This is a genomic window from Rhizobium sp. RU33A, assembly GCF_900156055.1.
Taxonomy (GTDB): Bacteria; Pseudomonadota; Alphaproteobacteria; order Rhizobiales; family Rhizobiaceae; genus Allorhizobium.
Map to the genome: position 1 here is coordinate 214,897 of NZ_FTMQ01000001.1, position 24,293 is coordinate 239,189.

Here is a 24,293-nt window from a genome sequence, read left to right on the forward strand (position 1 = left end):
TTGGTCTAACTGGTCAGACCAGTCAGGCCAAACAAGCATGCTGCTTTGTGCTTGGCAAGGGGATGGCGAAAAAAATAGATTGCGAGCTGAAGCACGCCGCCGGGGAAGGGACTGCATGTTCAACAAGACGCTCGTTCCGCAGTCTGTGGCACGCGAAATCCAGGGTATGATCCAGTCCGGACAGCTGAAGCCGGGCGAGAAGATCCCCTCCCAGCGGGAGTTCTCCCAGAAGTTCGGCATCAGCCGAGCCTCTCTGCGGGAAGCGCTGCTGACACTGGAAACGCTGGGGCTTTTGAAGACCGAGGCGGGGCGGGGCACGTTCGTTGCAAGCCCTTCAGTGACCAGTTCGGGTGCCGCCGGTCACATGGCGCCCTGGCGCTATTCCGACAGCTATTCCGTCTTTGACGTCTTCCAGACACGCATCCTTCTGGAGGGCGAGATCGCCCGCTTGGCGGCGGGCCGACTGACCCAGTTGCAACTCGACAAGATGGAGAAGGCGACACGGACGATGGAAGAGTGCTGGGCAAACCAGGATCTGCTCGCCAATGTCGAGGCTGACCTCGAATTTCACGGGCTGATCGTCTCGGCCTGCTCGAACGCCATGCTGAAGGCGCTCTACCAGACCGTCCGCGATCTTGTGACGGAAACGCAGCGCCAGCCGATCCCGATCACCGATCCCGAACGCATGCGGGAATCCATCGCCGAACACCGCAGGATCATCCTTGCCCTGCGCTCCAACGACGGCGCGCGCGCCAAGCTCGAGATGGAAACCCACATCCGCAACACCGCGCGTTGCGCCGGGCTCGAGCCGTAGGCAGCGCCCCTGCGCCTTTCGCAGAGTGACAATGCAGTGGGAACTTCCCGGATCGTCATCCCGTTCTTTGCTCAGATTGGGGGCATGGCACTGGTGCCGCGCTGCAGAGATCGAGGAAGGACATCATGACCGACAGCTTCAAGCCGACGACGGCCATGGCAGAGGAGGCCTCCCGTGGTCTGGAACTGCGCGAGAAGTTCAAGCGCGGCGGAACCGCAGTCGGCGTCGCCCGCGCACGCGATCTGAAAAACCGGCGCAACCTCAGCGAAGACACGCTGAAGCGTATGAAAAGCTACTTCGCCCGCCACAAGGTCGACAAGCGCGCCAAGAATTTCGGCCACAATGACAATCCGTCTGCGGGTTACATCGCCTGGCTCCTGTGGGGCGGTGATGCCGGACGCGACTGGGTGAAGGACAAGCTCGCCTGACATGGACGCAGGCCGAAGCCAACAGGACCAGGGAGAACCGACATGACCAAGACTTTTCACAAGGGCGACAAGGTCGAATGGAAGACCAGCCAGGGCAAGACCGAAGGCAAGGTAGTGAAGAAGCAGACGAGCCCGACGAAGATCAAGGATCACCCGGTCAAGGCGTCCAAATCCGATCCGCAATACATCGTCGAAAGCGCAAAGACCGGCAAGCGCGCTGTGCACAAGCCGGATGCCCTCCACAAGGCTTGATGCAAGGCGGTGGAGGGTCCGTTCTTGGTCCGGCCTCCGAATCGGCAATCGCGCCCCGGTGTTGACCCATTGGCCAAGGACTGCGACAAGGCTCGAATGCATACACCGATCGATATCGACCCGGATTATCTCAGGTCTCGGCTGAAGGCATTGCTCGCCATTCCGAGCCCGACTGGCTTCACCGACGAGGCCGTCCGGCACACCGCCCGCGAACTGGAACGTCTTGGACTTGAGGTCAAGCTGACCCGCAGAGGGGCGATCCGCGCCCGTCGACCGGGAGCCGCCGACAGGCCTGCCCGTGGCATCGTCTCCCACCTCGACACCCTAGGCGCCCAGGTAAAGGCGCTGAAAGACAACGGACGTCTGGAACTGGTCTCCATCGGTCATTGGTCTGCCCGCTTCGCCGAAGGCGCCCGCGCCTCGATCTTTTCGACCAAGGGCATTTACCGCGGCTCCATCCTGCCCTTGAAGGCATCCGGGCATACCTTCAACGATGAGGTCGACACACAGCCGACAGGCTGGCGGCATATCGAAATGCGCATCGACGCTCTGGCGCGCGACCGCAAGGACATCGTGCAACTGGGCATCGATATCGGTGACATCGTTGCGATCGATCCGCAGCCGGAGTTTCTCGAAAACGGCTTCATCGTCTCGCGTCATCTCGACGACAAGGCCGGTGTCGCCATCATGCTGGCAGCACTCGAGGCAATGCAGCGGCAGGACATCGAGACACCGGTCGATACCTATTGGCTGTTCACCATCGGCGAAGAAGTTGGTGTCGGCGCCTCCGCCGCGCTCGTGCCGGAGATCGCCTCCCTGGTCGCCATCGACAATGGCACCACAGCACCCGGCCAGGCTTCCGACGAATTCGGCGTGACGCTCGCCATGGCCGACCAGACTGGCCCCTTCGACTATCATTTGTCCAAGAAGCTCTTCGAACTGTGCGGCGAACATGGCATCCGCGTCCAGAAGGATGTCTTCCGCTACTATCGCTCCGATGCCGCCTCGGCGGTCGAGGCCGGACATGATGTGCGCACCGCACTGCTCGCCTTCGGCGTCGATGCCTCGCACGGCTATGAGCGCATTCATCTCCATGCGCTGATCTCGGTCGCCAAGCTGGTGGTCCATTACGCCGCGAGCGAGGTGCAGATCGAACGCGATTCCGAAGAGGTGTCCGGTCTGCGCGGCTTCACCCGACAGAAGGTGGCGCCAGCCGAGCAGGTGCTTCGAGCAAACGAACCCGACGAACCATAATTCTGGCACGTCGAACCATCCGCCCACGTCGCGGATCGCCACAGTTGAAGCCGCTTTTGAGGCGCGATTGTTGCGAAGTTTCGCGCATGGCTTGACATCCGATTGCGGCGGTTGTTTCCCCCTGCTAGCGTTCGGAATGGCGGATGCGCCGAACCTGCGGAGAGTGAGACAATGTCGGGCGACGAGGCAACGAAAAGGCCGCGGCTGAAGATCGGCTTCGTGCTGTCGCGTTCCTTCACGCTCTCCGCCTTCGCGCTCTTCATTGATACCATCCGACTTGCCAGCGACGAATATGATCGGTCGGGCCGCGTGCTCGCGGATTGGCAGGTGCTCGGCAGCACGCGTCACCTGATCAGTTCGAGCTGCGGTGTGCAGGTTGCACCGACCAGCGACTTCGTCGATCCGAGCCGCTTTGATTACATCGTTGTGGTCGGCGGCCTGCTCGGGCGCCAGGCCGCGGTGGACGATCAGACTATCGCCTTTCTGAAAAGGGCCGATGCCCAGAAGGTGCCGCTGATCGGCCTTTGCACGGGAACCTTCATCCTCGCGGACGCGGGTCTGATGAAGAACCACCAGACCTGCGTCAGTTGGCTCCACTACCAGCAGTTCCGCGACCGTTTTCCAGATCATGAGGTCCGCTCCGACCGTCTGTTCAATCTCGATCGCCGCCGCGGCTCCTGTGCCGGTGGCAGCAGCTCCGCCGACCTCGCCGCCTTTATCGTCCGCCAGTATCTCGGCCACGATGCCGAGCGAAACGCGCTTGAAGTCCTGCAGATCGAGAAGGCCCGAACCAACAGGGACATCCAGGTCCGTCGCCCGCTCACCATCGAATGCGACGATCCCCGGGTGAAAGCGGTTCTGATCCTGATGGAGCAGAGCCTCGAAAACGAACTGACCATCGATCAGCTCGCCCGCTCGGTCGGCCTTTCGCGCCGCCAGCTCGAGCGCCTCTTCGCCCAGAAGATCGATGTCTCGCCCGCCCGCATCTACACCAAGCTGCGCATGGAGCGCGCCAAGATGCTGGTCACCCAGACCAACGCTTCGCTGATCGATATCGCCCTTCAGGTCGGCTTCCAGAACACCTCCCATTTCACCCGGGTCTTCAAGGGCACCTATGGCAGGACGCCGGGCCAGATGCGCAGTCATCCGACGGTTTGACCGCGATCGGCGCTCGCGCATCAGCTGCTTTTAGCGCCGCCTTGTTTAGGTCTGTTGCCTGCGACGCAAAGGCCCGGGTCGCCCGCTTGTGAGCCGGCTCGGCCAGTGCTATCCAGCAGACATCTGTCGGGGGATAGAATGGCCGAACGGGGCTTTGAGTTGAGTTTTGACCGGGCGATACGCATGATCTGCGTCATCGCGATGGTGCTGCTCGGCCTCGCGCATCGCCCTGCCGTTCCATCCACACCGCAGCTTTCATCGCAGGAAATCGCAGCCCTTACCTTGCCGGATGGCAGCCTGCCTGAGCTCTGCCTGCCGACAGAGGACGGCAAGGCCAAGGGCCACGCCGTCTCGTCCGATTGTGAAGCTTGCCGCATCGCGGCATCAGCCCTGTTGCCTGCCCCGGCCGATTCGGTCGGCATCCGCATGCCGCTCATGGCAGCAGTGACCTTGCCGCAGCCGGCAGAGGCTCACTATCGCCAGCTTTTCCCGCCCGACAGCCATCCCCGCGCGCCCCCTATCACCGCCTGATCGAAAGCCATGGCCGGCGCATGTCTGCGCCCGGCTGTCCGTGTCGTCAGGCCGGTGAGCTAGCAATCGCGCAGCTCCGGTCAAAATCGGATGTCTGTCATGCTGCAAATGTTTGCCGATTGCGGGGCGCCGCCTGCGTTCCCGCCTGTCTCGTCAACCTTGTCCCCACAACGGGCGATGTCGCTCGCCGGTCCGCTTCTGCCGCCGCGCACCGTCGTCTTTCTCGAAGGTCTGGCCCGCTCCCCGCAATACCGCGTCGTCGATGGCTGTGTCGCCACCGCCCAGACATTGGTCGATGGTCGGCGCCAGATCATCGATCTCATCGGCCCCGGACGCCTGATCGGCCTCGGTTTTGGTGATCAGAACCGCTATTCCGCCGAGACGCTGGGTTTCACCCGGCTGGAGGCCGTGTCTGAAAGCATGGCGCAGGGCGAGCGTGATCTGGCGCTGAGCGAAATGCTGGCCCGGTCGCAAAGCCTCGTCATGCTGCTTGGTCGCAAGACCGCACCGGAGCGTGTCGCCTCTGCCCTCATCGATCTTGCGGAGCAATTCGGCCGCGCCGCGCGTGACAGGAAGCGGAGGTCCATCACCTTCCATCTTTACCCGACACGCGGCGATCTCGCCGACTGGCTTGGCCTCACCATCGAGACCGTAAGCCGCTGCCTCACACGTCTGAAGAAGGCAGGGCTCATCGAGATCAAGCATGGCGATCTCGTCACCGTGCTCGATCCGGAACAGCTCGCAGGCGTCGCTGCCGGCGCTTATGCGCTCGCCAATTGAATTTTCCCATAACCAACAGAGAATTAGGATGACCATCGTTTCCGACCTCACCCCCGCCCAGGCGACAGACAAGGATCTGTCGCGCCGCTTTTACATCACCGCCTGGCGCTGGCACTTCTATGCTGGCGTCTATGTCGCGCCCTTCATGATCATGCTCGCCGTCACTGGCCTGATGATGTTGTGGACGGCAACCCTGTTCGGCCGCGATGGCGAGAAGACCTATACGGTCGAGCCGCAAGCCGTGGTTTCCTCCGTCTCGGACCAGGCGGGAGCCGCAACCCTCGAAATCCCCGGCCAGATCATCCAGTACATCGCCCCGCGCACGCCCGAACAGGCCGCCCTCTTTCGTATCAACCAGGGTGACGCCTCCTATATGGTGGCAGTCGATCCCTACCGTGCCGAAGTCCTCGGCCACTGGGATCGGCGTACCGGACTCTACGATCTCGCCGACAACATCCATGGCACGCTGCTGATCGGCACGCTCGGCGACCGTCTGATCGAGATTGCGGCCGGCTTCGGCATCGTCCTCGTCGTCACCGGCCTTTATCTCTGGTGGCCGCGGGATGGCCGCGGTTTCGGCTCGGTGCTGGTTCCGCAGCTTTCCGCCAGGGGGCGTCAGTTCTGGAAGTCGCTGCATCTGACGATCGGCTTCTATGCCTCGCTCTTCCTCGTCGTCTTCCTGCTGTCGGGCCTGACCTGGGCCGGGATCTGGGGCGAGAAGTTCACCCAGGCCTGGAGCACCTTCCCGGCCGAAAAATGGGACAATGTGCCCCTGTCGGACAAGACCCATGCCAGCATGAACCATGGCGGCGTCAAGGAAGTCCCGTGGACACTGGAGCAGACTCCGATGCCCGCTTCCGGCTCCGATGCCGGTATCACTGGCACCCCGGAAGGCCAGCCCGTTTCATTGGACGCCATCGTCACGCTCGCCCGCACGCTTGGCTTCGACCAGCGCTTCCAGCTGGCGTTCCCGGGTGACGAGACGGCCGTCTGGACAATCGCCCGCGACACCATGAGCAATGACAGCGCCAATCCGCTGATGGATCGCACCGTTCACATCGACCAGTATACCGGCCGCATCCTCGCCGATGTCGGCTTCGACGACTACGGCGCAGCCGGCAAGGCCATGGCCGCCGGTATCGCCTTCCACGAGGGCGATATGGGCCTCTGGAACCTGGTGCTGGTCAATCTCGTCTGTCTGTCGATCATTTTCCTCTCGGTCAGCGGCTTCGTCATGTGGTGGAAGCGCCGTCCCAAGGGTGCCGGTCGTCTCATGGCCCCAACCGTTGGCGAGCCCGGCCCCCTCTGGAAGACCGGAGCACTGGTCATGCTGGGAACCGCACTTCTCTTCCCGCTCTCAGGCGCGGTCCTCTTGGCTGTCCTCCTCCTTGACCTCCTGGTCTTTCGCCACATCAGGCCGCTGAAAAAGGCCTTGAGCTGATTGAATATCGGCGCTCCCAAAAGCGGGGCGCCGAGCCCGCCTCAAGCCATGTTCTGAAAAAAGAATGGAACAATGGAACCTCTCGACCATTTGCAAAACAGTGTGTCCGGTAAACCCAGGAGTGGTTTGCCGGCACCTTTTCGTTTGGTCTTTCAACGGAGGTTTCAGCCCGGTTCATGTGTGGCATTTGTGGAGAAGTGAGATTCGATGGCGCATCGCCGTCGGTAGCAGCAGTTTCGATCATGGCGGACGTCTTGGCCCCACGAGGGCCGGATTCGGCCGGCGTGATGGTCAGGGGCAATGTCGGGCTCGGCCATCGACGATTGCGCATCCTCGACCTTTCCGACAAATCGCAGCAGCCGATGGTCGATCCCGATCTCGGCCTTTCGCTCGTCTTCAACGGCTGTGTCTATAACTTCCGTGAGCTGCGCAGCGAACTGGAAGCCAAGGGCTACCGCTTCTTCTCCGATGGCGACACCGAAGTCATCCTGAAGGCCTGGCATGCCTGGGGCACGGACTGCGTATCCCGCTTCCACGGCATGTTCGCCTTTGTCATCCATGAGCGCGACACCGGCCGCGTCGTCTTGGCGCGCGACCGTTTCGGCATCAAGCCGCTCTATCTGGCGGAAGTCTCCGGTGGCCTGCGTTTCGCCTCCTCGCTTCCCGCCATCGTTAAGGCGGGTGGCGTCGACACCGCGATCGATGTCACGGCGCTTCATCACTACATGACCTTCCACGCCGTCGTGCCGCCGCCGCGCACGATCTACAAGGGCGTGCGCAAGCTGCCCCCGGCAACCATCCGGGTCTACCAGCCCGATGGCAGCTTCGAAGACAAGCGCTATTGGGATCCAGCCTATACGCGCCGCGCCGAAGACGCCCGTATGAGCCGTGAGGACTGGCAGGAGCAATTGCTCGATGCGTTGCGTCTTGCCGTCAAGCGCCGGATGATTGCCGATGTGCCCGTCGGCGTGCTCCTCTCCGGCGGCGTCGATTCCAGCCTGATCGTCGGCCTTCTGGCAGAAGCCGGGCAGACAGGCCTGATGAGCTTCTCCGTCGGCTTCGAAGAGGCCAATGGCGAAAAGGGAGACGAATTCGTCTATTCCGACCTGATCGCTGAGCGCTTCGGCACCGATCACCACAAGATCTTCGTGCCCTCGGCCGATTTGATGGGCGCGCTGCCCGGCACCATCGCCGCCATGTCCGAGCCCATGGTCTCCTATGACAATGTCGGCTTCTACCTGCTCTCGAAGGAAGTCTCCAAACACATCAAAGTCGTGCAATCGGGCCAGGGCGCCGACGAGGTCTTCGGCGGTTATCACTGGTATCCGCCGTTGGTCGGCTCCACCGATGTCGTCGGCGACTACGGCCGTGCCTTCCGCGATCGCTCGCATGAAACCCTGCAGACCCAGTTGCAGGATCGCTGGATTGCCGATCGAGACGTCAGCGGCGACCTGCTGCGCGAACATCTCCTGCGCTCCGGCGCCGATACTCCGGTCGATCAGGCGCTCCGCCTCGACAGCAACGTCATGCTGGTCGACGATCCGGTCAAGCGCGTCGACAACATGACCATGGCCTGGGGCCTGGAAGCCCGCGTGCCCTTCCTCGACCACGAACTGGTCGAACTCGCCGCCCGCATTCCGCCTGAGGAAAAGCTCCGGGACGGCGGCAAGGGCATCGTCAAGGATGTCGCCCGCAAGGTCATCCCCTCCGAGGTCATCGACCGCAAGAAGGGCTACTTCCCCGTGCCCCAGCTGAAATACATCGCCGGTCCCTATCTCGACATGCTCCGCGACGCCCTGTCGTCCCAGGCTGCCCGCGAACGTGGCCTCTTCCGCCAGGATTACATCGATCGCCTGGTGGCCGATCCCGCCTCGCATATCACGCCGCTGCAGGGCTCGGAACTCTGGCAGATCGGCCTTCTCGAAATGTGGTTGCAGGCTCAGGAGAACTGACGTGAGCGAGGCGGAAAAGAAGATCGCCCCCCAATTGCGCAAGGCGCGTCGCGGCAATGCCCTGTCGCATCGGTTGACGCGCCTGCGCACACCTGGCAGCGGCAGCCACGGGACAACCAGCCGGCCCTCTGAAACCGAGGGCCGAAACCACAACATCGCTCTTGATTGCGGCTGGGGGCGATTGCTCTTCACTCCCACCTTCGACCGCTATCAGGACCTGCTTGATGCGCTCCGCGAGGAAGCCCCCGATACGCGCGACATCGCCTTTCACGTCGGCGATCCGCATGTCCTGCTTGCCCAGGCACCGCAGGAGATCTTCCTCGATCCGTCCCATACCTTCCGGCTCGACCTGTCCACCTATCGCGCCGGCGGCCGCCGCCCAAAGGGCGTCACGATCAGGCGCTTCTCCTCCGAGAGCGATGCGGCGGGCATCAACGCGGTCTATGCCAGCTGCGGCATGGTCCAGGTGCGCGAGGACTTCTTCGCCGGCGAGCGAGACAACCGCCCCGTCACCTATTTCGTCGCGCAGGACGATCTCACCGGCGAGATCGTCGGAACGGTAACCGGCATCGACCATCATCGCCTGTTCGAAGACCCGGAGCGCGGCGCCTCGCTCTGGTGCCTCGCCGTCCACCCCCAGGCCCGCCAGCCGGGTATCGGTGAGGGCTTGGTGCGTATCCTCGCCGAACATTTCCAGGCGCGTGGCCTCGCCTATCTCGATCTCTCCGTCCTGCATGACAATGATAAGGCGATCGGTCTCTACGAGAAGCTCGGCTTCCGCCGGGTGCCGCTCTTTGCCGTGAAACGCAAGAACGCCATCAACGAGAAGTTCTTCGCCCAGCCGGTCGAAGGCTACGAGGCGCTCAACCCCTATGCCCGGCTGATCGTTGACGAGGCGCTCCGCCGCGGCATTCATGTCGAGGTGACCGATCCTGAGGGCGGTTTCTTCCGGTTGAGCCATGGCGGCCGCAGCATTCACTGCCGCGAAAGCCTCTCGGATCTCACCTCATCGGTCGCCATGTCGATCTGCGACGACAAGGCCGTCACCCGCCGCTTCGCCGAGACGGCGGGTCTCAGCGTCCCCGAACAACTCTCCGCTGACGCCCCTGATGCCGAAAAGCAGGCCTTCCTGGAACAACACGGCAAGCTGGTCGTGAAACCCGCACGAGGCGAACAGGGTAGGGGCATTTCGGTCGGCATTTCCTCGATGGATGCCCTGCAGGCCGCCATTCGTATGGCCCGCCAGGTCTGCGACCGCGTGCTTCTCGAAGCCTGTTTCGAAGGCGAGGACCTACGCCTCGTCGTCATCGACTACAAGCTCGTCGCCGCCGCCGTCCGTCGCCCGCCCCGCGTGATCGGTGATGGCCGCTCGCCGATCCGCAAGCTGATCGAACAGCAGTCCCGCCGCCGCGCTGCCGCAACCGGTGGCGAAAGCCGCATTCCGGTTGATGCCGAGACGAAGCGTTGCCTCGCCGAACAGGACCTCGATCTTGAGAGCGTGTTGGAAGAGGGCCGCGAAATCACCGTGCGCAAGGCCGCCAATCTCCACACCGGCGGCACGATCCATGATGTCACTGCGACTGTCCATCCCGACCTTGTCGATGCGGCCTGCCGGATTGCCAAGGCCATCAAGATCCCGGTCGTCGGTATCGATTTCATGGTCCATGATCCTGCCAAGCCGGACTATGTCTTCATTGAAGCCAATGAGCGGCCCGGGCTTGCCAATCACGAGCCTCAGCCGACGGCCGAGTGCTTCATCCAGCTTTTGTTTCCCGGCAGCCGCGCTCGCGAGCGCCGCAACGCCTGACGACAGGCGTGATCGATAAGACCCAAACAAGAAGGGCGGCATTCCGGTGCCGCCCTTCTGCTTTGCGGCTCTCATCGCGGCTACTGCGACTCGCCGATCGTGTCCGCCATATGCGCGCCCCGACGTCCCATCGGCTCTGCCGGTCCCGTCGTCGTGTCCACTGCCGTCTGATGTTCGAGCTCCGCATTCAGCATGGCACCGACAATCAGGATCACCACCGACAGCCAGGTCCAGAACATGAAGGCGATAAATGTGCCGAGCGCGCCATAGGTCGCGTTGTAGTCGGCGAAATTCTCCAGATAGAAGGAGAAGCCGAGCGACATGATCATCCAGACGAGCGAACTCAGCAAAGTGCCCCAGGTCAGCCATCGCAGTTGGGCGTTCTCGCGGCTCGGCCCATAACGATAGATCATCGCGGACCCCAGCCAGATCACGCCGATCAGGATCGGCCAGCGGATAAACCCGACGATCATCTCGGCCCGCGCCGAAATGAAGATGACCGACATGATCAGCGGCAGAATGGCGAGTGCCGTGATGACGACGGCGAGAACGGCCATGGCGCCAAGTGTAAATGCGACGGCCAGAAGCGTAGTATGGACGAAGCCGCGTTTCTCCTGTTCCTCATAGGCAATGTTCATGGCCTCGAAGAGCGCCAGCATCCCGTTGCGGGCACTGAACAGCGACACGCCAAGACCGACGAGAAAACCCGTGCTCAAGGTGCTGTTGTTTTCGTCGGCCAGCGCCTGCAACTGACCCAGGATCATCGTGACCCCGTCGGCAGGCAGCAGTTCTGAGAGGAAATCCAGCCGTCCGGCGATCGTGGTCGGATCGGCAATCAGGCCATAGAGCGACACCAGCGCTGCAAGACCGGGAAACAGCGACAGCATCACGTAGAAGGACACGCCTGCTGCAGCGAGCGTGACCCGGTCGGATGTCAGCCGCGACAGGACCCTGAGCGAAACATCCCACAGGCCACGCACCGGAATGTCGCTGGGGCTGCGCGCATCTCGCCCTCGTTCATCGCGGCTGTGGGAGGCGAGGGGCGGGGATGAAGGTGTCACTGGCGGCATGTCGGGCTCCTTGTTGTCAGGGAAACTTGTCCACATGCCGCCATGTTCCCTGCCGAGACGAGAGAAGCCGGGCGGAACCGTCGCCGGCCGAGGTCAGTTGGGCTCCCGAATGTTTCACTGGGAGAAGACCATGTCCGACAACAACGACCACGAAGTGCCGAACAACCTTCAGCGAGAGCATATCGATCCTCATCTGGCGCAGCCCCTCGAAGTGGCCGCGCGCCGGTCGGATGCAGCCGCCGCGGAACATGGCATGTCGAGGGGCGATGAACTGCTCAACATCTATCGGCTGGAGCCTATAGCCGCGCCGGACGATCCGCGTTGGGACAATGCCCCCGGCCATGGCGTGGTGACGGTAGCTGCCCGCTCAACGGGCGATGCCCGCCTCGTCGCGGCCTCGCAGGAGCTGGACTATATGGAAATCGACGCCAAACCTGCCGAGGACGTGACGACCGGAATGGCAAGTGCCTTCCGCTCGGAGAAACTCTACACGGTCATCGAGATCGCGCGTGACAGGCAGGGTCTCACCCGTGGTCTCATCGATGGCGAGATTGGCATCGACACGATCCGACCCGTGCAGATCTGATCGCTGGAAGGCATCGGGCGACAGCGCCTTCGCTGATTGACGCGGTCGGGGCCTCCATCGACCCCGACCAGATCCAATGGTGTCAGCCTTCGAAGTCGCCTTCGGCATTCACCTCTCGTCCACCGACGATGATCGCCCGCTTGCCGACATGATTGGCAGCCCCCACGATACCTTCCTGCTCCATCCGCTCCACAAGCGAAGCCGCCTTGTTGTAGCCGATGGATAGCCGGCGCTGGATATAGGAGGTCGAGCACTTCTTGTCGCGCAGCACCACCTTGACCGCCTTGTCGTAGAGATCGTTGCCGTCCTCTTCCGCCATGGCGCTTTTGTCGAAGACGGCCACGTCCTCTTCCGGCTCGTCCTCCACCTCGTCGGCATCTTCTGTCACGGTGCCCAGATAATCCGGACGCCCCTGCATCTTCAGATGCGCGACGACCTTCTCGACTTCCTCGTCGGAAACGAAGGGACCGTGCACGCGGGCGATGCGTCCGCCGCCGACCATGTGCAGCATATCGCCCTGGCCGAGCAGATGTTCGGCGCCCGGCTCACCCAGAATGGTGCGGCTGTCGATCTTGGATGTCACTTGGAAGGAAACGCGGGTCGGGAAGTTCGCCTTGATCGTGCCGGTGATGACATCGACCGAGGGGCGCTGCGTCGCCATGATCAGGTGGATGCCGGCGGCACGCGCCATCTGCGCCAGCCGCTGGATCGCGCCTTCGATCTCCTTGCCGGCGACCATCATCAGGTCGGCCATCTCGTCGACCACGACGACGATGTACGGCATCGGCGAAAGGTCGAGTTCCTGCTCCTCATAAACGATCTCGCCGCTCTGACGGTCAAAACCGGTCTGCACGGAAACGGTGATCGTCTCGCCCTTCTCGCGCGCCTGGGCGGCGCGGGCATTGTAGCCGTCGATATTGCGCACGCCGAGGCGGCTCATCTTGCGATAGCGGTCTTCCATCTCGCGCACCGCCCATTTCAGCGCCATCACGGCCTTCTTCGGATCGGTCACGACAGGGGTCAAGAGATGCGGGATCCCGTCATAGACGGAAAGCTCCAGCATCTTCGGATCGACCATGATCAACCGGCACTCGTCCGGCCGGAACCGATAGAGCAGCGAGAGGATCATCGTGTTGATCGCAACCGACTTACCCGAACCGGTGGTGCCGGCCACGAGCAGATGCGGCATCTTCGCAAGCTCCGCGATCACGGGCTCGCCGCCGATGGTCTTGCCGAGGCAGACCGGCAGCTTGTAGCGCGTCTCGGCATAATCGGGCGTTTCGATCAGCTCGCGCAGATAGACGGTTTCGCGCACCGGGTTCGGCAGCTCGATGCCGATGACGTTGCGGCCGGGGACGACTGCGACGCGAGCGGACAAAGCGGACATCGAGCGGGCGATATCGTCGGAGAGACCGATGACACGCGAGGACTTCACCCCCGGTGCTGGTTCGAATTCGTAGAGCGTGACAACAGGGCCGGGGCGCACGTCGATCACTTCGCCCTTGATGCCAAAATCTTCCAGCACGCTTTCCAGCAGCCCGGCGCTCTGCTCCAGTGCCTCTGCCGTCATTGTGACGCCCGTCTGGACCGGCGGCATCTGCAGGAAGTCGAGATAGGGAAGCTCATATTCGCCTTCGCCCAGCGCGTCCTGCGCCTTGAACAGCGGTTGTCTTGGCAGGGCGGCTGACATGGGAGCAATCGACGAATGGTTCGCCTGAAGCGGCGCCGGAACAACCGCCTCAAGGGGGGCGACGGTCTCGGTCGCCGCTGCCTGCGCCTGCTGCAACGCGTAGGACGGCGCTGACACATCCCGATAAGCGACTTCCCGATACAGCGCGACGACCGAGCCCGGGGTTGCGTCGAACACGGGCTTGCGCGCCGCAACAGTCACCGGCTGTACGGCGGAAACCCCTTCTGGGCGATAGCGCACGATTTCGGCGCGGACTGGAGAAACGGCCTGAGGTGCTGGCGCAGGAATGCTGCGAACCGGCTGCGGTGCGGTATGCTGAGCCCTTTGCGGAGCCGCCGGCTGGCGAGCCTGTGAAACAGGTCGCGCAATCGGGGGCCGCGCCATTTCGATCTCCGATGGTGCATCCACCGGTGCGATCATCGCTTCGAAGAAGATGTGGTCCGAGAGCAGCGATGCGATCGGCAGACGCGCGGTCTCCGACCCGGCTTGCGCCACCGCCGGCGCAACGGCAGCCGGTACCGCTGGAACGGTTGGCGACGGATTGGTCATCTGCGTCCACGCGGCAAAGCCTGATGTAACGGACGCCGTGACGGCCGAAGCCGTGACAAGAGGCTGCACGGCTGGCGGAGCAACAACGGGCGCCGCAACCGGCACAGGTGCCGCCGCTGCTGGCGGTGTCCGCAGAAATGCATTGCGCACCATCGGCGGACGCGCCGCGGGCGCCGCCTGCTGGGCAGCAAGCCGTAGGGCTTCTGACTGTTGGGCGAGCGACCGCTGCAGGTGCGGCGGCACATGAGCCTCGGTCGTCGGTCGAACATTTGTCCCGACGGTCGCGGCCTGAGTGCTTGCGAGAACGGTCCGCATGCCTTGTACCAGGGGGGCTGGCTGCACAGGTTGGGGAGCCGGGCCGATCTCCTGCGGCGATGCGCCATCCGCCATCGATGCTTCCCAGGCGGCCTGTTCGGCCTGCTGGCGGGCGAGTTCCCGGCGAAGCTTGTAGGTGAGCGCGCGCGCGCCCACTGCATCCGGCGGCTGCGGCAAGGTCACGGAAGCAGGCATGCGCGGCACTTCCGGCTTAGGCGCGGGAGCTGGCGCGCCGGTGCGCGGCAGGCCGGCATAGGGTACGCTGCTCGTCGCTGACGAGGCGGGCTTTGCCGGGGCAGTGGCCATCGGCTGGCGTGCGGGCTGATAGGCCTGTCGAGTCGGCGCCTGCGGCATTGCCGGCTGTGGAGCGGCTGTCCGTGCAGACTGCGTGCTCGGCTGGGGAGCGGGCGCAGGCGTCGGCTCGGCCTTGCCCGGCGCGCGGTCGGGCGTACGGGTGAACCGCACATTGGGGCCCAGAACGAAGGCCTTCTGCCAGACCGGCGTTTCCTCACGCCCCTCGATCTGGTCGGCGGCCGACTGATCGGCACCTTCACCCTTGTTGTCCCCTAATTGATTGACCTGATACGCGGAATTTGAACGGGGAGGGTGCATCGGAAACCTGAACGCTGGCGGGATACAAGAACGCGAAAACTGAGCTATCTGAGTAGAAAATAAAGGTTAACGACCGCTTTCCGTCCGGCAGAAATATCTAATGCACGAAGGGTTCTTACTAGGCCCTTTCGCCCCCGATACCGCTGTTGCCAAAGCCGAATTTCGCCCCTCGCCGGAAGATGCTGGCCCCCAAGTTTTTTTCTCGCACCATGTCTCCACTCGGGCTATGGACGGGGACGAACAGAAAGCCGATCATGTCGAAGAAAGAGAAGCCCAGTCCCCTGAAGAAGCTCCTGAAGGCTTGGACATCAGCAGGGCCCGAGGATCGCCAGGCCTTTCTGGATCTGGTCTCGGCAGAGTTGCGGGCCCGCGCATCGGCCACCCCCGACTCCTCCGGTGCCGAACCGATTCCTGAAGATGCCGCAGCCCTCATCGCCAATGGCCGGTATCTGCTGCCATCGACAATCGAGCGTGTCGAGGCGGTCATGCGCGCTCGAAAACTCTCGCCCTCCGGTGTCATGGCCGAACTCGGCTTCTCCAGCCGCGACGCCTCGCTCACCCGCGCGCTCGCCATGAAAGCGGCTTTGCGCCTCTCCGTGATCGCGGCACTTGCCGAGTGGCTTGTCGCCCACGAAGCAGACGGCTGAGGCAGCACGCCATGCCGTTCACCCTTGTCGCGCCGGTTGAGTTCGTTCAAGACATCAAGAAGAGCCGCTTCATCGGCCAGGCAGCACCGATTGCCAGCGAAGAGGAAGCGAAAGCCTTCCTCGCATCGGTCTCAGATCCCGCGGCCAATCACAATTGCTGGGCCTGGCGCATCGGTCAGGCCTATCGTTTCTCCGACGACGGCGAGCCTTCGGGCACAGCCGGCAAGCCGATCCTCCAGGCCATCGATGGCCAGGAACTCGATGGTGTCGTCGTGGTCGTGACCCGCTTCTTTGGCGGCATCCTGCTCGGCAGTGGCGGTTTGATGCGTGCCTATGGAGGAACGGCAGCCCAGATGCTCCGAGCCGCCGACAAGCAGGAGATCATCCCGATGGTAACGGGCGAATCATCGGTGAGCTTCTCGGACCTCGCTCTCGTGAAGTCGCGGCTCGCCGCAATTCCGCATCTCACCTTCGTCGAAATCTTCACGGCAGAGGGCGTCGATCTCGCGGTGACGTTGAGGCAGGGCGATGAGGAGCAGGCGATCCGGCTGGTGCGCGATCTCACCAGCGGCCGGTCAAGCCTCGTCTTTCCGGACTGAAGGCTCAGCTCTTCTTTTTCGGCATGTCCTGGCTGGAAAGCTGCTTCCAGGAATTCTGCTGGGCGAGCATGCCGCGCAGATATTGCAAATTGGCCGCCGCCTGCTGCGGATCGAGTTCCTGGGCCGCCAGCTGTTCTGCCTCCTGGAACCGGCCCTGCAGGCCGACCACCAGCGCGAGGTTCTGGCGAACCCGGCTGTCGGCACGGGGTTGCTGCGACGCCTGGCGCAGATAGTCCTCGGCCGTCTTCAGGTCGCCCGAAAGCACGAAGGACATGCCCATGTTCGACAATACGCTTGGATCGTTCGGCTGCATCTGCAGCGCCATGCGGTAACGCGAGCGCGCCTCGCTGGAGCGGCCGAGCTGGTCGAGCACGGCCCCTTCCGCCGAATAAAGGCGCCAGTCGGGTCGGTCCGGTGTCTGCGCCCGCTGAATGGTGCCGAGCGCTTTTTCCAGTTGTCCCGCCGCCGCCTGCGCCTTGCCGAGCGAGGAGAGTACCTCGCGATCGTTCGGATGGGCAATCGCCACCTGCTGCATGACGGCAAGCGCCTGCGTGTTGCGGCCCGTCATCATCAGTCCATTGGCATAGGAGAGACCGATATTCCGGTCCTTCGGGTTGCGGTCATAGGCCTGGCCGATGCCTTCCACGGCGCGGCTCAGTTGCGGACCGCTGAGCGAATCGAGTTGCTGGCTTGCCTTGGGGATCGAGCCCGTCGTCAGCTCCTTCTTCGCCGAGCCGCAGCCGGTGAGCGTCATCGCCGCCATCACCAGACCTGTCATGGCCACGATCCGCAGATGGTTTGCCGAGCCTGGAATTCGCATGCGCATGGTGATCGTCCCGAGTTAGCTAGTCCCCGCCGCCGCGCCTCGTCCGGGCGGCGCAACCTCCACTCAAGCAATAATCTGTTAACCCTAACGGAGTGTTAATCGAGCCCCACCGATTCTTCAGCCGAATCTCCAGAAAGCGTCTCGTCATGGCCCCGTTCCAGTATATCGAAAGACCGTCCCCCTTCAGCACCAAGGGCGGCAAGACGCTCCCGGTCTTCGCCGTCACCCCGGCCCATGTCGAGACCGGCACGCTGGAACCGCTCGCCCTCGACTGGGCGAAGAAAGCTGGCTTCAAGGCCGAGGCCGGCTCGGTGCTACTGATCCCAACCGCCGACGGCCATGTGGGCGGCGCGCTGTTCGGGCTCGGCGCCAACCCTTCTGAAAATCCCTATCTGACCGGCAAGCTCGCCCGCGCGCTGCCGGCCGGCGACTGGCACATCGAAACCGCCCCGCTCACCGCCAACCGCCTGCTGCTCGGCTATGGCCTCGGCGCCTACAGCTTCGACCGCTATCGCTCCGAGCGGGTCACCGAGCCGCGTCTCCTGATCCCGCAGGATGCCGATGCGGCCGACATCAAGCGCCAGTTGGCGGGCGTCTATCTCGCCCGTGACTTGATCAACACCCCGGCCAACGACATGAGCCCGGCCGATATTGAAGCCGCCGTCCGTCGCCTGGCCGAACACTACAAGGCCGAGGTCTCTGTCATCACCGGCGACGAACTCGTCGAGAAGAACTTTCCCCTCGTCCATGCCGTTGGCCGCGCCTCCACGGTCGCCCCGCGCTTGATCGAGATGCGCTGGGGCAAGAAGGGCCATCGTAAGGTCACCCTCGTCGGCAAGGGCGTCAGCTTCGACACCGGCGGCCTCGACATCAAGCCGGCTTCCTCGATGCTCTTGATGAAGAAGGACATGGGCGGCGCCGCCAATGTGCTGGGCCTCGCGCTGATGATCATGGATGCAAAGCTCAAGGTTGATCTCCATGTCGTCATCCCAGCCGTCGAGAACGCCATCGCCGGCAATGCCTTCCGCCCGGGTGACGTCTACAAGAGCCGCAAGGGTCTGACCGTCCAGATCGACAACACCGATGCCGAAGGACGCCTGATCCTCGCGGATGCGCTTAGCTATGCCGACGCCGAGGAGCCGGATCTGCTGATCGATATGGCGACCCTCACCGGCGCCGCACGCGTGGCCCTCGGGCCCGACCTTCCGCCCTTCTTCACCGACGACGAGGAGCTCGCCGACCAGATCGCCGATGCCAGCCTCGCGGTCGACGATCCCCTCTGGCGCATGCCGCTTTACAAGGGGTATGAGCGCATGTTGAAGGCTCAGATCGCCGACGTGACGAATGCCCCCTCGGGCGGAATGGCGGGTGCCATCACGGCTGCCCTCTTCCTCAAGCGCTTCGTCTCGCCGGGCCGCCGCTGGGCGCATTTCGACATTTTCGGCTGGTCTCCGACGGAGCGCGCCCATTCGCCTGTCGGCGGCGAGGCCCAGGCGATCCGCGCCCTTTACCGCTACCTGCAGTCCGGCGCCGACTAAGCCTAAATCCACCAGCCCCTTGCCAGATCGTTCCTTTGCCGGAATGATACTCGCGAGGGGCTGCTGGCCCGGATCGGAACGAGGGGGAGGGGCCATGGGCCTCGAAATGACGGCAACCCAGGCGCTTTGCTTGTGGCACAGGGTGACCCTGGATCAGGTCCAGAAAGACGGCCACGACCTCACTATGCGTCAGCTCGCCGTACTGCTCGAGATTTATCTTGTGCCGCCGCCCCATACGGTGCGCGGCCTCGCCGCAACCCTCAATGTCACCAAGCCCGTCATCACCCGCGCGCTCGATACGCTCGGGGAGCTGGGCCTCGTTGACCGTATCAGGGACGAGTTCGACCGCCGCAGCGTCATCGTCAAGCGCACCGTCGGCGGTGCGCTTTTTCTCGAAAAATTCGGCGATAACATCATCGCCCGGGGCCGCTCGCTCGGCTGACGGAGACTTGATTATGCTCGACCGGCGCCTCAACGCCTTCCGGCCCGATCTCGCCGATATCGCCCTGAAGGGGCAAGTCAAAGCGGACAGGTTTGTCACCCCGGAACCGGCGATGATCACCCAGCCGGTCGTGCCGCTTCGCCCGAAACCCGATCTTTCCATGGGAATCGATACCGAACTTCTGATGGGTGAAGAAGTCCGTGTTTTCGAGCGTCAGGGGGGCTGGGCCTGGGTGAAGGCGGTGGACGATGGTTATGTCGGCTACCTGCCGGAAGAGGCGCTCGGCACTGCTGCGGCGACAACCCATATCGTCACTGTGCCACGCACCTTTGTCTATTCTGGTCCCGATCTGCGCTTCCCGACGCGAATGGCCTTGTCGATGGGAAGCCGGCTAACGATCGTGCGCGAGGCGGAAACCCGCGGCACCCGCTATCTCATGCTGTCGGATGGCGGAGCCCTTGTTTCCCGCCACCTTCGCCCGATCGCCGAACCACCTGCACCGGATTACGTGGCCGTTGCAGCGCTGTTCCTCGAAACCCCCTATCTCTGGGGCGGCAAGTCCGGCTTCGGCATTGATTGCTCGGGCCTCGTGCAGCTCGCCATGCGCATGGCAGGGCAGAAAGCCCCGCGCGACAGCGACATGCAGGCATCGGGCCTCGGCATGCCCGTGGAGCGTGCCGAGCTCAGGCGCGGCGACCTCGTCTTCTGGAAGGGCCATGTGGCGATCATGGAAGACGAAACGACCATGATCCACGCCAACGGCAACACCATGTCCGTGGCCCGCGAGACGCTTAAGGCCGCCATCGAACGCATCGGCTGGCTCTATGGCACCCCGACCGGCTACCGCCGCCCCGTCGCCGAAACGTGATGATCCCGGTCTTGGTGCCGCCGCGTCGAGTGTTTATATCGGCGTCATTAGAGCTGACGAGAAGATTGCCCATGCTGCTGGCCCGCCAAGAGAACAACACGTCCACGAAAATCAGCACTGCTCTGGTACTGGCGTCGCTGGCCGTCTTCGCAGCTATCGCCCCCGCCTCAGCCTCCGAAGGCATCGCCTGGGGCAAAGCCGGTCAGGAGAGCTTCAAGGACCTACCGGGTGTCAAGCCGCAGGATCCTGTCAACCAGTTCGGTGAAAACGTCAGCTGTGAAACGCGGACGGTTGTCCCCAACCGCCATCACTTCGGTCGCCGTGATCTGCGCGACAGCCTGCCCTACACGGTCTACCGCTGCGAAAAGAACGGCATTGTCTATGAAGGCACCGAGCCGCCGCGGTCCGGCCGCATGTGGTATCCCGGCGTCAATCCCAGGGTTATCGACTGATATCCCGCTCCGGGGCGATCAGCCGTGATCGTCCTGGCCGAGCAATCCGTCGAACACTTCGATCAGCGCTTCGCTGATCGCGCCGCCGAGCTTGTGGCCGGCCTCGCGCAAACCTTCCTCGTCCATGTCGCGTGCCGCAAGCGCCAGCGCCGTGCCCTCCTGGGCCACGATTTCCTTGGCACGTTCGATCGCCCAGAGGGCGAATTCGCTGCGGCTTTCGATGGCGACGGTCTCGTCCATGGTCTGTCCTTGTGGCGGTCTTGCGGGGCTCGGAAACGCTTGGGAAATCGTGCTAAAAACGGCACTGCGACAGCACCGGAAACTCAATTTTAGACAAGAAAAAAGCCCGGCAAGCCGGGCTTTTTAAAGTGTTTGACGATCGCATAAACTGCTGATCTCAAATCGGAATTTGGTGCCCAGAAGAGGACTCGAACCTCCACACCCTTTCGAGTACCAGCACCTGAAGCTGGCGCGTCTACCAATTCCGCCATCTGGGCGACGAGGAGCCGTGTAAAGGGACTGCTCCGACCTGTCAACCGGCTTTTTGAAGTTTTCATGTCGGGGCGATGAAGGCGTCTGCCAGAATGCCGGAAGCGGATTCGCAGATGCGTTGGGACACAGGCCTTTTGCACAGTCTGCCACGGATAACGCTGTCGTGAAAAAGCCGTGATCGAAACGCTCTATCTCTCGGTCGGCGAGGCGGTTCACCCGCCGCCGGGATGAACGACGGGATGACTACATGACGATTCGATCCGCTTTTGTGGCTTTGGCGCTCGCCGGTGCCCAGCTTTTCACCTCCGTGGCGGAGGCTGCGATGACGAAGCCGATGCCATTGATTTCGCAGCCGGGCTCCGATGTCGAAGAGATCGATCTCGTCTGCGACTTCTCCGGTTGCTACGAAACCTGGGACCGCCCGCCGCCGCGCCGTCCACGTCCCTTGCCACCGGAATATTATCCGCCGTCCGTCTATGACGAGCCGCCGGTCTATCGTCCGCGCCCACGTCCGCCCGTCTATGTAGAGCCTGGCTATCGTCCGCGCCCGCCGGTTTATGAGGATCCGGGTTACCGCCCGCCGGGCCGAGGCTGGGAGCGGCATGTCGACTGGTGCCTGAACCGCTATCGGTCCTACGATCCCCGTACCAACGAGTTCCTCTCAACGAGTGGCTACTACAAGGTCTGCCGGTCACCCTTCAACTGAGCGACCAGAGTTATAAAGGCGGCCCCGGCCGCCTTTTCCATCTCAGCTGTCGAGCCCTTCGTTATCACTCACCCGGTCGACATGGCCGAGATCACGCTCGGGATCGATGGCGTCCCGCACCTTCTGCTTCAGCTCCTTCGAGCCCGGAAAACCGCCATCACGCTTGCGTTCCCAAATCAGCGCGTCGTTCAGCTTGATCTCGAAAATCCCGCCCGTGCCCGGGATCAGTGCCACTTCGCCCAGATCGTCGGCAAAGGTATGCAGCAGTTCCTGCGCCATCCAGCCGGAGCGCAGAAGCCAGTTGCACTGGGTGCAATAGGTGATTGAAATCCGGGGTTTGGCCATCATCATTGTCCTTCTTCACGGATAAGTTAACCCGTCCGATCAACTTTTCTTAATGCGTCCAATTGCCACGCAGCGAAGCTTCGGCCATGAGGCGCAGGTTATTGTCATTTTGGAGTTTGTTCATGTCCATTGAACCGAACCGTCTTTTCGTTCCTGCCCTTGCCCCCGTCTATCGCTCCGGTCACGACGGGGTCGAAACCCTGCTGCGTCTGGTGGCCGGCGGTTTCCTGGTCATCCATGGCGCCGGCAAGATCGTCGATCCCTTCGGCGCCGTCCAGATGGTCGAAGGCCTCGGCTTCTATCCCGGCGTCATCTGGTCGCCGCTTCTGGCGATCACCGAATTCTTCGGCGGCATCCTGCTTGCGATCGGTCTTCTGACGCGACCAGCCGCCTTCGCTGCGACCATCGTGCTCCTCGTCACCGTCTATTTCCATTGGGTGCAGCTCGATCAGGGCTTCTCGGGTGCTGAAAAGTCTCTGCTCTGGGCGGCGATGACCTTCTTCTTCGTCATTCGTGGCGGCAACAGCCAGTCGGTTGATGCGCGCCTGAAGAAAACCTTCTGAAGCTCGGGGGGAGGGGGCTTCAAGCGGCGCCCTCCCGTCTTGCCGTGATCGCAGGCGCATGCTTTCTCTGATGCATCCGCTCACGAGATCCGATTCCCCCATGCGCGTTGCCATCGTCGAGAATACCAAAATCACCGAAGCCGGTCAGGTCGGCATCGCCCTGGCCGAAGCCGGAGCAGAGATCGTCACGATCCGCGCCTTTGCGGGTGAACCTCTCCCGGAATTTGACGCGCATGACGCCCTCGTTGTCTTCGGCGGTGAGCAAAATGCCCGCGACGACGAAAAGCATCCCTATCTGCCGGCGCTTGCAAGCTTGATGCGCTGCTTCGGCGACAGCGACAAGGCCGTACTTGGCATCTGCCTTGGCAGCCAGCTCCTCGCCCGCGCCTATGGCGGCGATAACCTGATTGGTGCCGCCCCCGAATTCGGCTGGCGCAGCATCGGCCGCACCGAAGCCGGCAGACAGGATCCGGTGCTGTCGGTCCTTCCCGATCGTTTCCTGTCCTTTCAATGGCACGACGACACCTTCACGCTGCCGCAAGGCGCCTCTCACCTCGCGGAAAACGAAGCCGCCCGCCACCAGGCCTTCCGCATCGGCCGCGCCGCCTACGGCTTCCAGTTCCATTTCGAGGCCAATCGAGACGTCGTGCGCAACTGGATGACGCATTTCCCCGAGGTGATCGAGCGCAAGGAGCCCGGCTGGCTTGCCCGCCATCCCGAAATCGAGCCGACGGACGGGCACCTCTCCGACGAAGCTGGCCTGACCCTCGCCCGTGCCTGGGTCCGCCAGATCCGGCCGTCCTGAGCGACCGGCCGCAACTTTCCGCCTCGGGCGACGGGGTTGACCGAAATCAAGCAGCGGCCCTGGCCGACCTGTTATCTCCGGCACGAAAGTTACGGAGTGCCCTGATGTCCCTGTCCGCTTTTGCCCTTGCCGTTCTCCTCCTTCTCCTGACGCCGGGGCCGACGAATACCCTGCTGGCGGTCTCGGGCGCAGCGCGTGGGCTCAGGGCATCCCTGCCGCTGATCGGCGCCGAGCTCGCGGGCTATCTCACCACCATCGTTCCACTGGTCTTCCTGGCTGCCCCGCTGCTCGCCGACCAACCCACCGCCTCGCTGGTCATCAAGCTCGCCTCGACGCTCTGGGTCCTGCTGCTTGCCGCTCGGCTCTGGATCCGTCCGCCCTCGGCCACCGAGCCCGGTGCGGTGAACGCCGCGACCGTCTACGGCACGACGGTGCTGAACCCCAAGGCCCTGATCATCGGCCTCGCGCTCATTCCACCCGCCTCCTTCACAGCACCTGAAACGCTTGTCGTACCGCTTCCCTACCTGGCGCTCTTCGCGCTCATGGTAGTGCTCGTCGCCACCTGCTGGTTGAGCGCCGGGGCCGCCATCCTGCGGCGTGTCGCCACCACCAATCCGCTGCTCTTTGGTCGCGTCGCCGCAAGCTTCCTCGTCGTCTTCGCCATCAGCCTGGCCGGCCGCGCCATCGGCTGGATTTGATCGCCCGTCACCCGCCGCCCTCTTGCGAGCCGTCCGCCCCCGTGCTTAATCGACATTCAATCGATTGAGATCG

Annotated in this window: 26 protein-coding genes and 1 tRNA gene; 21 read left to right on the forward strand and 6 right to left on the reverse strand. The window is 63.2% G+C overall.

The features are described 5' to 3' along the window. The first annotated feature begins 115 nt into the window (after window positions 1-115). From BW978_RS01040 to ngg, 10 genes are all read left to right on the forward strand, one after another. Window positions 116-814 (forward strand): FadR/GntR family transcriptional regulator, encoded by a 699-nt coding sequence (locus tag BW978_RS01040; RefSeq protein ID WP_076391420.1) that lies wholly within the window; start codon window positions 116-118, stop codon window positions 812-814. A 125-nt stretch (window positions 815-939) separates the two neighbouring features. After that, window positions 940-1,242, forward strand: a complete 303-nt coding sequence (locus BW978_RS01045; protein WP_076391422.1) for a hypothetical protein — start codon at window positions 940-942, stop codon at window positions 1,240-1,242. Between the two features lie 42 nt (window positions 1,243-1,284). Beyond that, window positions 1,285-1,494 (forward strand): hypervirulence associated TUDOR domain-containing protein, encoded by a 210-nt coding sequence (locus BW978_RS01050; RefSeq protein WP_076391424.1) that lies wholly within the window; start codon window positions 1,285-1,287, stop codon window positions 1,492-1,494. A 96-nt stretch (window positions 1,495-1,590) separates the two neighbouring features. After that, window positions 1,591-2,748, forward strand: a complete 1,158-nt coding sequence (locus BW978_RS01055; protein ID WP_076391426.1) for an osmoprotectant NAGGN system M42 family peptidase — start codon at window positions 1,591-1,593, stop codon at window positions 2,746-2,748. Window positions 2,749-2,919: 171 nt separating this feature from the next. Beyond that, a complete protein-coding gene (locus tag BW978_RS01060) occupies window positions 2,920-3,906 on the forward strand; it encodes a GlxA family transcriptional regulator (RefSeq protein WP_054149465.1) in 987 nt (328 codons plus the stop codon). A 138-nt stretch (window positions 3,907-4,044) separates the two neighbouring features. Further along, window positions 4,045-4,437 (forward strand): hypothetical protein, encoded by a 393-nt coding sequence (locus tag BW978_RS01065; protein ID WP_076391428.1) that lies wholly within the window; start codon window positions 4,045-4,047, stop codon window positions 4,435-4,437. Between the two features lie 99 nt (window positions 4,438-4,536). After that, a complete protein-coding gene (locus BW978_RS01070; protein WP_175616831.1) occupies window positions 4,537-5,217 on the forward strand; it encodes a Crp/Fnr family transcriptional regulator in 681 nt (226 codons plus the stop codon). A 28-nt stretch (window positions 5,218-5,245) separates the two neighbouring features. Continuing rightward, entirely contained in the window at window positions 5,246-6,658 is a 1,413-nt protein-coding gene (locus tag BW978_RS01075) for a PepSY-associated TM helix domain-containing protein (protein WP_076391432.1), read from the forward strand. Between the two features lie 176 nt (window positions 6,659-6,834). Beyond that, window positions 6,835-8,610: an N-acetylglutaminylglutamine amidotransferase gene (locus tag BW978_RS01080; protein ID WP_076391434.1), complete on the forward strand. Its 1,776-nt coding sequence runs from the start codon at window positions 6,835-6,837 to the stop codon at window positions 8,608-8,610. Between the two features lies 1 nt (window position 8,611). After that, window positions 8,612-10,417, forward strand: coding sequence for an N-acetylglutaminylglutamine synthetase (gene ngg / locus BW978_RS01085; RefSeq protein ID WP_076391436.1), 1,806 nt, complete (start codon window positions 8,612-8,614; stop codon window positions 10,415-10,417). A gap of 80 nt (window positions 10,418-10,497) precedes the next feature. On the opposite strand, the gene BW978_RS01090 is transcribed toward ngg, so the two are convergent. Further along, on the reverse strand, window positions 10,498-11,487 hold the full coding sequence (locus BW978_RS01090) for a YihY/virulence factor BrkB family protein (RefSeq protein ID WP_076391438.1): 990 nt from the start codon (window positions 11,485-11,487) through the stop codon (window positions 10,498-10,500). A 130-nt stretch (window positions 11,488-11,617) separates the two neighbouring features. Here BW978_RS01090 and BW978_RS01095 point away from each other — a divergent pair, with 130 nt between their 5' ends. After that, the gene (locus BW978_RS01095) at window positions 11,618-12,073 is read left to right on the forward strand and encodes a hypothetical protein (RefSeq protein WP_175616832.1); all 456 of its coding nucleotides are present in this window, start codon (window positions 11,618-11,620) and stop codon (window positions 12,071-12,073) included. Window positions 12,074-12,155: 82 nt separating this feature from the next. Here the strand turns inward: BW978_RS01095 and BW978_RS01100 are convergent, their stop codons facing one another. Then, complete coding sequence (locus BW978_RS01100; RefSeq protein WP_076391441.1) at window positions 12,156-15,239, reverse strand: DNA translocase FtsK; 3,084 nt, start codon at window positions 15,237-15,239, stop codon at window positions 12,156-12,158. A gap of 254 nt (window positions 15,240-15,493) precedes the next feature. Between BW978_RS01100 and BW978_RS01105 the strand changes: the two genes are divergently transcribed. Then, window positions 15,494-15,886 carry a hypothetical protein gene (locus tag BW978_RS01105; RefSeq protein WP_076391443.1) on the forward strand — a complete coding sequence of 131 codons (393 nt, stop codon included), beginning with the start codon at window positions 15,494-15,496 and terminating at the stop codon, window positions 15,884-15,886. Window positions 15,887-15,897: 11 nt separating this feature from the next. Further along, window positions 15,898-16,485: an IMPACT family protein gene (locus BW978_RS01110; protein WP_076391445.1), complete on the forward strand. Its 588-nt coding sequence runs from the start codon at window positions 15,898-15,900 to the stop codon at window positions 16,483-16,485. A gap of 4 nt (window positions 16,486-16,489) precedes the next feature. Here the strand turns inward: BW978_RS01110 and BW978_RS01115 are convergent, their stop codons facing one another. Beyond that, complete coding sequence (locus tag BW978_RS01115) at window positions 16,490-17,263, reverse strand: tetratricopeptide repeat protein (protein WP_236759373.1); 774 nt, start codon at window positions 17,261-17,263, stop codon at window positions 16,490-16,492. Window positions 17,264-17,457: 194 nt separating this feature from the next. On the opposite strand from BW978_RS01115, the gene BW978_RS01120 reads away from it, so the two are divergent. From BW978_RS01120 to BW978_RS01135, 4 genes are all read left to right on the forward strand, one after another. Then, window positions 17,458-18,849, forward strand: coding sequence for a leucyl aminopeptidase family protein (locus BW978_RS01120; protein WP_076391447.1), 1,392 nt, complete (start codon window positions 17,458-17,460; stop codon window positions 18,847-18,849). A gap of 94 nt (window positions 18,850-18,943) precedes the next feature. After that, window positions 18,944-19,291 carry a MarR family transcriptional regulator gene (locus tag BW978_RS01125; RefSeq protein WP_076391449.1) on the forward strand — a complete coding sequence of 116 codons (348 nt, stop codon included), beginning with the start codon at window positions 18,944-18,946 and terminating at the stop codon, window positions 19,289-19,291. A gap of 13 nt (window positions 19,292-19,304) precedes the next feature. Continuing rightward, window positions 19,305-20,159: a C40 family peptidase gene (locus BW978_RS01130; RefSeq protein WP_139330251.1), complete on the forward strand. Its 855-nt coding sequence runs from the start codon at window positions 19,305-19,307 to the stop codon at window positions 20,157-20,159. A 71-nt stretch (window positions 20,160-20,230) separates the two neighbouring features. Then, a complete protein-coding gene (locus tag BW978_RS01135) occupies window positions 20,231-20,611 on the forward strand; it encodes a hypothetical protein (RefSeq protein WP_076391453.1) in 381 nt (126 codons plus the stop codon). An 18-nt stretch (window positions 20,612-20,629) separates the two neighbouring features. Here BW978_RS01135 and BW978_RS01140 read toward each other — a convergent pair whose 3' ends face one another. Together BW978_RS01140 and BW978_RS01145 are read right to left on the reverse strand one after the other, a co-directional pair. After that, the gene (locus BW978_RS01140; RefSeq protein WP_076391455.1) at window positions 20,630-20,851 is read right to left on the reverse strand and encodes a hypothetical protein; all 222 of its coding nucleotides are present in this window, start codon (window positions 20,849-20,851) and stop codon (window positions 20,630-20,632) included. Window positions 20,852-21,021: 170 nt separating this feature from the next. After that, window positions 21,022-21,108 (reverse strand) — tRNA-Leu (locus BW978_RS01145). A gap of 242 nt (window positions 21,109-21,350) precedes the next feature. On the opposite strand from BW978_RS01145, the gene BW978_RS01150 reads away from it, so the two are divergent. After that, the gene (locus BW978_RS01150; protein WP_076391457.1) at window positions 21,351-21,809 is read left to right on the forward strand and encodes a BA14K family protein; all 459 of its coding nucleotides are present in this window, start codon (window positions 21,351-21,353) and stop codon (window positions 21,807-21,809) included. 42 nt (window positions 21,810-21,851) lie between these two features. Here the strand turns inward: BW978_RS01150 and BW978_RS01155 are convergent, their stop codons facing one another. Next, entirely contained in the window at window positions 21,852-22,157 is a 306-nt protein-coding gene (locus BW978_RS01155; protein ID WP_076393094.1) for an Rdx family protein, read from the reverse strand. Between the two features lie 119 nt (window positions 22,158-22,276). Between BW978_RS01155 and BW978_RS01160 the strand changes: the two genes are divergently transcribed. The 3 genes from BW978_RS01160 to BW978_RS01170 all read left to right on the forward strand — a co-directional run bounded on the left by BW978_RS01160 (window position 22,277) and on the right by BW978_RS01170 (window position 24,220). After that, window positions 22,277-22,717: a DoxX family protein gene (locus BW978_RS01160; protein ID WP_076391459.1), complete on the forward strand. Its 441-nt coding sequence runs from the start codon at window positions 22,277-22,279 to the stop codon at window positions 22,715-22,717. A gap of 100 nt (window positions 22,718-22,817) precedes the next feature. After that, a complete protein-coding gene (locus BW978_RS01165) occupies window positions 22,818-23,522 on the forward strand; it encodes a type 1 glutamine amidotransferase (RefSeq protein WP_076393096.1) in 705 nt (234 codons plus the stop codon). Window positions 23,523-23,626: 104 nt separating this feature from the next. Then, complete coding sequence (locus BW978_RS01170) at window positions 23,627-24,220, forward strand: LysE family translocator (protein ID WP_076391461.1); 594 nt, start codon at window positions 23,627-23,629, stop codon at window positions 24,218-24,220. The last annotated feature ends 73 nt before the right edge of the window (window positions 24,221-24,293 follow it).

Excerpts from the sequence above, each read along its gene's own strand:
- BW978_RS01040 (WP_076391420.1), top strand. The coding sequence starts at position 116 with ATGTTCAACAAGACGCTCGTTCCGCAGTCTGTGGCACGCGAAATCCAG.
- BW978_RS01045 (WP_076391422.1), top strand. The coding sequence starts at position 940 with ATGACCGACAGCTTCAAGCCGACGACGGCCATGGCAGAGGAGGCCTCC.
- BW978_RS01050 (WP_076391424.1), top strand. The coding sequence starts at position 1,285 with ATGACCAAGACTTTTCACAAGGGCGACAAGGTCGAATGGAAGACCAGC.
- BW978_RS01055 (WP_076391426.1), top strand. The coding sequence starts at position 1,591 with ATGCATACACCGATCGATATCGACCCGGATTATCTCAGGTCTCGGCTG.
- BW978_RS01060 (WP_054149465.1), top strand. The coding sequence starts at position 2,920 with ATGTCGGGCGACGAGGCAACGAAAAGGCCGCGGCTGAAGATCGGCTTC.
- BW978_RS01065 (WP_076391428.1), top strand. The coding sequence starts at position 4,045 with ATGGCCGAACGGGGCTTTGAGTTGAGTTTTGACCGGGCGATACGCATG.
- BW978_RS01070 (WP_175616831.1), top strand. The coding sequence starts at position 4,537 with ATGCTGCAAATGTTTGCCGATTGCGGGGCGCCGCCTGCGTTCCCGCCT.
- BW978_RS01075 (WP_076391432.1), top strand. The coding sequence starts at position 5,246 with ATGACCATCGTTTCCGACCTCACCCCCGCCCAGGCGACAGACAAGGAT.
- BW978_RS01080 (WP_076391434.1), top strand. The coding sequence starts at position 6,835 with ATGTGTGGCATTTGTGGAGAAGTGAGATTCGATGGCGCATCGCCGTCG.
- BW978_RS01090 (WP_076391438.1), bottom strand. The coding sequence starts at position 11,487 with ATGCCGCCAGTGACACCTTCATCCCCGCCCCTCGCCTCCCACAGCCGC.
- BW978_RS01095 (WP_175616832.1), top strand. The coding sequence starts at position 11,618 with ATGTCCGACAACAACGACCACGAAGTGCCGAACAACCTTCAGCGAGAG.
- BW978_RS01100 (WP_076391441.1), bottom strand. The coding sequence starts at position 15,239 with ATGCACCCTCCCCGTTCAAATTCCGCGTATCAGGTCAATCAATTAGGG.
- BW978_RS01105 (WP_076391443.1), top strand. The coding sequence starts at position 15,494 with ATGTCGAAGAAAGAGAAGCCCAGTCCCCTGAAGAAGCTCCTGAAGGCT.
- BW978_RS01110 (WP_076391445.1), top strand. The coding sequence starts at position 15,898 with ATGCCGTTCACCCTTGTCGCGCCGGTTGAGTTCGTTCAAGACATCAAG.
- BW978_RS01115 (WP_236759373.1), bottom strand. The coding sequence starts at position 17,263 with ATGACAGGTCTGGTGATGGCGGCGATGACGCTCACCGGCTGCGGCTCG.
- BW978_RS01120 (WP_076391447.1), top strand. The coding sequence starts at position 17,458 with ATGGCCCCGTTCCAGTATATCGAAAGACCGTCCCCCTTCAGCACCAAG.
- BW978_RS01125 (WP_076391449.1), top strand. The coding sequence starts at position 18,944 with ATGGGCCTCGAAATGACGGCAACCCAGGCGCTTTGCTTGTGGCACAGG.
- BW978_RS01130 (WP_139330251.1), top strand. The coding sequence starts at position 19,305 with ATGCTCGACCGGCGCCTCAACGCCTTCCGGCCCGATCTCGCCGATATC.
- BW978_RS01135 (WP_076391453.1), top strand. The coding sequence starts at position 20,231 with ATGCTGCTGGCCCGCCAAGAGAACAACACGTCCACGAAAATCAGCACT.
- BW978_RS01140 (WP_076391455.1), bottom strand. The coding sequence starts at position 20,851 with ATGGACGAGACCGTCGCCATCGAAAGCCGCAGCGAATTCGCCCTCTGG.
- BW978_RS01150 (WP_076391457.1), top strand. The coding sequence starts at position 21,351 with ATGACGATTCGATCCGCTTTTGTGGCTTTGGCGCTCGCCGGTGCCCAG.
- BW978_RS01155 (WP_076393094.1), bottom strand. The coding sequence starts at position 22,157 with ATGATGGCCAAACCCCGGATTTCAATCACCTATTGCACCCAGTGCAAC.
- BW978_RS01160 (WP_076391459.1), top strand. The coding sequence starts at position 22,277 with ATGTCCATTGAACCGAACCGTCTTTTCGTTCCTGCCCTTGCCCCCGTC.
- BW978_RS01165 (WP_076393096.1), top strand. The coding sequence starts at position 22,818 with ATGCGCGTTGCCATCGTCGAGAATACCAAAATCACCGAAGCCGGTCAG.
- BW978_RS01170 (WP_076391461.1), top strand. The coding sequence starts at position 23,627 with ATGTCCCTGTCCGCTTTTGCCCTTGCCGTTCTCCTCCTTCTCCTGACG.